This window comes from uncultured Gemella sp., assembly GCF_963525875.1.
GTDB lineage: Bacteria > Bacillota > Bacilli > Staphylococcales > Gemellaceae > Gemella.
On record NZ_CAURMG010000061.1, the window covers coordinates 1 to 5,924 of the forward strand.

The 5,924-nt window shown below is 31.3% G+C and carries 6 protein-coding genes; 3 read left to right on the top strand and 3 right to left on the bottom strand.

Annotation, left to right across the window (positions count from 1 at the left end; genetic code table 11):
- Window positions 1-446 (top strand): aminotransferase class IV (locus tag RWQ73_RS07440; protein ID WP_314407724.1); only part of this gene is annotated, 446 nt, incomplete at its 5' end.
- A 316-nt stretch (window positions 447-762) separates the two neighbouring features.
- Here RWQ73_RS07440 and RWQ73_RS07445 read toward each other — a convergent pair.
- Together RWQ73_RS07445 and rny are read right to left on the bottom strand one after the other, a co-directional pair.
- Entirely contained in the window at window positions 763-1,548 is a 786-nt protein-coding gene (locus tag RWQ73_RS07445; protein ID WP_294683065.1) for a formate/nitrite transporter family protein, read from the bottom strand.
- Window positions 1,549-2,395: 847 nt separating this feature from the next.
- On the bottom strand, window positions 2,396-3,949 hold the full coding sequence (gene rny / locus RWQ73_RS07450; RefSeq protein WP_314407726.1) for a ribonuclease Y: 1,554 nt from the start codon (window positions 3,947-3,949) through the stop codon (window positions 2,396-2,398).
- 471 nt (window positions 3,950-4,420) lie between these two features.
- Between rny and rplK the strand changes: the two genes are divergently transcribed.
- Together rplK and rplA are read left to right on the top strand one after the other, a co-directional pair.
- Entirely contained in the window at window positions 4,421-4,846 is a 426-nt protein-coding gene (rplK, locus tag RWQ73_RS07455) for a 50S ribosomal protein L11 (protein WP_314407728.1), read from the top strand.
- Window positions 4,847-4,859: 13 nt separating this feature from the next.
- On the top strand, window positions 4,860-5,552 hold the full coding sequence (gene rplA, locus RWQ73_RS07460; RefSeq protein WP_003144761.1) for a 50S ribosomal protein L1: 693 nt from the start codon (window positions 4,860-4,862) through the stop codon (window positions 5,550-5,552).
- Window positions 5,553-5,667: 115 nt separating this feature from the next.
- Here the strand turns inward: rplA and RWQ73_RS07465 are convergent.
- The coding region (locus RWQ73_RS07465) for a transposase (RefSeq protein ID WP_314407730.1) at window positions 5,668-5,924 on the bottom strand (257 nt) is incomplete at its 5' end.

Here is a 5,924-nt window from a genome sequence, read left to right on the forward strand (position 1 = left end):
CACAAGAACTTGGTTACTCTCAATCACTATGGCTTGATGGAGTAGAACAAAAATATATTGAAGAAGGTGGAGCAATGAATATCTTCTTCAAAATCGATGGTACATTCGTAACACCTGAATTAAATGGTTCAATCCTTCCAGGTATCACTCGTGCTTCAGTATTAGAACTTCTAAAATCTCTAGGTGAAAAAGTAGAAGAAAGAAAACTTTCTTTAGAAGAAGTTTATGAAGCATATGACAATGGTAAACTTGAAGAAGTGTTCTTATGTGGTACTGCAGCAGTAATCGCTCCTGTTGGAGAATTATTCGATGGTACTAAAAAATTAGAATTAATCACAGATAATAAACCAGGAGAATGGACTCAAAAAATCTACAACCTGCTTACAGGTATCCAATTAGGTAAAGTAGAAGATAAATTCGGATGGGTTGTTAAAGTAGAAGAATAAAATAAAATAAAAGATTCCAAGTATAATGATTTGGAATCTTTTTTACTACTTTACGATAAAACTTAACAATATGATAAAAAGATGGGAGTGACTCAAAAATCGTGATTTCGGAGAAATCGATTTTGTCGAGTCACCCCCGCACGGTTTATTAGATATCTAAAAAGCTTCTATAAAATGAATTTAAATATCAATAAACCACTGCGTCTATGTGTTCTCATATGAACTTTGTTAAATTTTAAAACTTTTGGGTCATCCCCATCTTATATATTTACTAATACTTTTAATGCAAATCTGTATTTATATAACTATTCTAAACTTATTTTTTATAAGCAAATGTGTATAAAGCAGAAACTAAAGTAACAGCTCCTACAAAGTTACCTAAAAATACTGTTCCCATGTTTTGGATAAATTGTAAAACTGAGATATTTGCACCTTCAAACATTGCAGCTGGGATTGCGAACATGTTCGCAACCAAGTGTTGGAATCCAATAGCAACGAATGTCATAATTGGGAACCATACACCGAACATTTTACTACCTACATCTTTAGCAGCGAAGTTTAACCATACTGCCATACCAACTAGCCAGTTACAACCTACAGCTGAGAAGAATACTTGCCAGAATGTTAAGTATACTTTTGATTCACCAGCTGAAATAGTTTTAGCTGCAATAGCACCACCAGTTAAACCAGTTAAATGTCCTAAGAAATAAGCAATAACTAGAGAACCAACAAGGTTAGCAAATGTGATAACAACCATGTTTTTAGCTAACAGTTTAAAGCTAATTTTCTTATTAAACCACGCAACAGTTACAGCCATCATATTACCTGTAACTAATTCTCCACCACCAACTAAAATACAAATAAGTCCGATAGGGAAAACAGACGCTCCAAGTAATGCACCAATTCCACCGAATTCTTTAGGAATTGATCCTGATACACGAAGTAAGGCTAAAAATCCTACTCCGATAAATGCCCCGCCTAAGAAACCTAAACTTAACATATATTTAAGGCCCGCAGTTGCTTTAGCAGTACCTTTTTTTATAGTTAGTTCATAAACTTCTTGAGGCTCTAAAAATGCTTTAGATTCTACAGTGTTTGTCATGATAACACTCTCCTTAAAAATTTATAATAATTACATAGATACCTATTAATTTTATCTACATTAAAGATTATACAATAACAAAGACATTTTTTCAACCCTGTTTTAATACAGATTTCATTAAAATGTATAGAAATTAACAACTTGTTTACCAAGTATTTTCTTTATAATATCAAATAAATTACTATTTAAATTATAGAAGAGTATTTGTTTTATTGAAAACTAATTGTTTTCTATAATTTACTGTAAATATAATTATTAATTATTATTTCTATAGTAAAATTTCCTCAATTTAAAATACATTATAAATCAACCTAAAAAAATTTCTAAAAAAATATATGTATATTTTATAATAATATAAAATCCACCTAATTTTGTAACAATTCAGATAAATATAACACTATTTTCTTTACCACCTAAACGATAACACCTATCAAATAAAGGTAAACTTATACTTATTCATATATATGTTATATATAGAAATTACCACCTAACAAGTTAATTTCATTAATTTATATTGAATAAACGACAATAATCGATAAAAAAATTTAATTAACTTTTGATTCTGAAGAAAATTTTATATAATATTAATTGTTATTATATAATTTTCTTATTATATATCATGATAATGATACTGAATATTATTTAAAGAATTTAGGTTACATCTATTTCTATTCATAATAGTTAATATTCACATTGAAATAGCAATAATATATAATTGTCATTTATCTTAAGAAATATATTCTCATTTCTTTGTTTCCTCCTTTATAACTTATTGCTATTTCGGATTTATTATACAACCATATTTGTATACAAAAAAGCGATTGGACATTCCCAATCGCTTAATTTATTATCTTGCAAGCTTAACCGCTCTAACCTCTCTGATAACATTAACTTTAATATTACCTGGGTATTGCATCGTTTCTTCGATTTTATTTTTGACTTCTTTGGCAATTTTGTAAGTTTTAGTGTCATCTACTTCTTCAGGATTTACGATTACTCGAATCTCACGACCTGCTTGAATAGCAAATGTTTTCTCAACACCTTTGTGTTCATTTGCAATTTCTTCAAGTTTTTGTAGACGTTTAATATAATTTTCTAATGACTCTCTACGAGCTCCTGGACGTGATGCAGAAAGTGCATCCGCTGTGGCAACAATTACAGAAATCGGATGTGTCGGTTCAGTATCCCCATGGTGTGATGCAATTGCATTTACAACTATCGCATTCTCTTTATATTTAAGAGCCAGTGCAACACCAATTTCAACATGTGAACCTTCAATTTCATGATCTAGCGCTTTACCTATATCGTGTAGTAATCCTGCGCGACGTGCTGTCGCAACATCTAAGTCTAACTCAGCTGCGATAAGTCCTGCGATATACGCTACTTCCATAGAGTGTTGTAGTCCATTTTGTCCATAACTAGTTCTATATTTTAACTTACCAACTATTTTTACTAAGTCAGGATGCATATTATGGATTCCAAGGTCAAATGTAGCTTGTTCTCCAGCATCTCTAATGACTTGATCAATATTTTTACGTGCTTTATCAACAGCTTCCTCAATTTTAGAAGGGTGAATACGACCGTCATCAATAAGTGATTTAATCGCTGTTTTAGCAATCTCACGACGTATTGGATCATATCCTGAAAGGATAACTGCTTCTGGAGTATCATCTATAATTAAATCTACCCCTGTTAATGTTTCTAAAGTACGAATATTTCTTCCTTCACGACCGATAATACGACCTTTCATATCATCACTAGGAAGATCAACAACAGATACAGTAGTTTCACTAACTACATCTGTAGCAAAGCGTTGTAATGACTGAACAATAAGTTCTTTTGCACGTTTATCAGCAACACTTTTCGCCTCAAGTTCTTTATTTCTTATATATATTGCCATATCTTTAGCCATATCAGTTTCAACTGCGGCCATAATCTCTTCACGAGCTTGTTCTTCTGTTAAGTTTGCAATTCTTTGCAACTCTGTTTCTTGTTGAAGCTTAAGTTGATTAACCTCAGTACTTTTTTCTTCAAGTAATTGAGATTTTTCTTCCAATTTCATCTCTCTTGAACTTAACAATTCGTCTTTTTTATTTAAAAGTTCTGTTTGACGTTCTAATGAAGATTCTTTTTGAACGATTCTATCTTCTTGTCTTTGAATATCTTGTTTTTTAAATTCTGCTTCTTTATTAGCAATGTTAATTATCTCTTCGGCTTCTTTCTTTGCTATAGTAGTTTCTTTTTCTACTATATATCTAGCCTCTTTTCTCGCTTCTCCAATAATATGATCAGCATCTTGTTTAGATAATTCTAATCTTTTTTGAATAGAATTTTTTGAAATGATATATCCAAATAAAAGTCCAACAAGTAAAGCTGCAACACTGATTATTCCATAAATCATTTTGCAACCTCTTTCTATTTTGAAAAATTTTAATTATGATATCACTACTTTACTAATATTTAAATATCAGTAATTTGTCACATACCATAATTACAATTCTACACTACCTAAAGTAAAAAGTCAATAGTTCACTTAGGGAAAATCATTGTTTAAAGTAATTTTTCTTCTATATATAAATAATTCGTATTTTCATTTTAAATTTCATCATAATTGTTAATAAATACTTCATAATTATATCTTGAATTTTAATCTTCATAGTTGTATTATTTTAATATCCACTTAATTGAAAGTACTATTATTTTTATTATTTAGTTATTTTTTAAAAAAAATTAACAAAACACTTGCAAATACTTATCTAGTATGATATTATATTCAAGTATGTAAAAATACAAAACTTGATTGAGTGGGAGAACGAAAAATCTAAAGACGTTCAAATGACCACATCACGAAAAATATATAGGAGGTTTTATCGTGGCTAAAAAAGTTATAAAAGTTGTTAAATTACAAGTACCAGCAGGTAAAGCTAACCCAGCTCCACCAGTTGGTCCAGCGTTAGGTCAAGCTGGTGTTAATATCATGGGATTCTGTAAAGAATTCAATGCTCGTACACAAGACCAAGCAGGATTAATCATTCCAGTAGTAATCTCAGTATATGAAGACCGTTCATTTACATTCGTTACTAAAACACCACCTGCTCCAGTATTACTTAAAAAAGCTGCTAAAATTGAAAAAGCATCTTCTGTTCCTAACCGTGACAAAGTTGCTACAGTTTCAAAAGCACAAGTTCAAGAAATCGCTGAGCTAAAAATGGAAGATTTAAACGCAGCTTCTGTTGAAGCAGCTATGCGTATGATTGAAGGTACTGCAAGAAGTATGGGTATCTTAGTAGGAGAATAGGAGGATAATTATAATGGCAAAAAAAGGTAAAAAATATCTTGAAGCAGCTAAATTAGTAGATTCTTCTAGTCTATACTCTGTAGTAGAAGCAATCGAATTAGCTAAAAAAACAAGCACAGTAAATTTTGACGCAACTGTAGAAGTTGCATTCCGTTTAGGAGTTGACACTCGTAAAAACGACCAACAAGTTCGTGGAGCAGTAGTTCTTCCTAAAGGAACTGGTAAAACTGCTAAAGTTTTAGTTTTTGCTAAAGGTGATAAAGCAGCAGAAGCTGAAGCAGCAGGAGCTGACTACGTAGGACAAGGTGAATACATCACTAAAATCCAACAAGGTTGGTTTGATTTTGACGTAATCGTAGCTACTCCAGACATGATGGGAGAAGTTGGTAAAATCGGTCGTGTATTAGGACCTAAAGGATTAATGCCAAACCCTAAAACTGGTACTGTAACTATGGACGTTACTAAAGCTGTTAATGAAATCAAAGCTGGTAAAGTTGAATACCGTGCTGAAAAAGCTGGTGTTGTTCACACTCCAATCGGTAAAGTTTCATTCTCAACTGAAGACTTAGTTGAAAACTTCAACGCTGTTCAAGATGCTTTAGCTAAAGCTAAACCAGCTGCTGCTAAAGGAACTTACTTCAAATCTGTAGCTGTAACTACAACTATGGGTCCTGGAGTACGTGTTAACACAGCAGAATTCAAATAAGAATTATTAATACAAAGAAGATTTGGTTATCCAAGTCTTCTTTTTTATCCCCTCTTTTGACTAGATTTTATCGGTTCTTTGTCAAATTCGGTTGATTTTGAAAATTAGGAGAAAGCTATGCTATATTAAGTAGTATAGCTTTTTTTCTATTTTTTCGTTTTAATCTTATTTCTTTCTTTTTAGTGAGAATATCTTGACGCTCTTCTATAGAATATCTAGGTTTCTTCTTAGTCTCTGAAGGTGTAAACAGGCTAAAAACAAGAAGTATTTTAGCTTTAAAATTACTAAAGGTTCTATAACCATAAGAAATACGCTTGATAACTTTAATTTTGTTGTTAATTCCTTCTAAAGGACCGTTAGAAAGCCCATTGT

What these genes read in the sequence shown, in the direction of transcription:
- RWQ73_RS07445 (WP_294683065.1), bottom strand. Translation starts at nt 1,548, where the DNA reads ATGACAAACACTGTAGAATCTAAAGCATTTTTAGAGCCTCAAGAAGTT.
- rny (WP_314407726.1), bottom strand. Translation starts at nt 3,949, where the DNA reads ATGATTTATGGAATAATCAGTGTTGCAGCTTTACTTGTTGGACTTTTA.
- rplA (WP_003144761.1), top strand. Translation starts at nt 4,860, where the DNA reads ATGGCAAAAAAAGGTAAAAAATATCTTGAAGCAGCTAAATTAGTAGAT.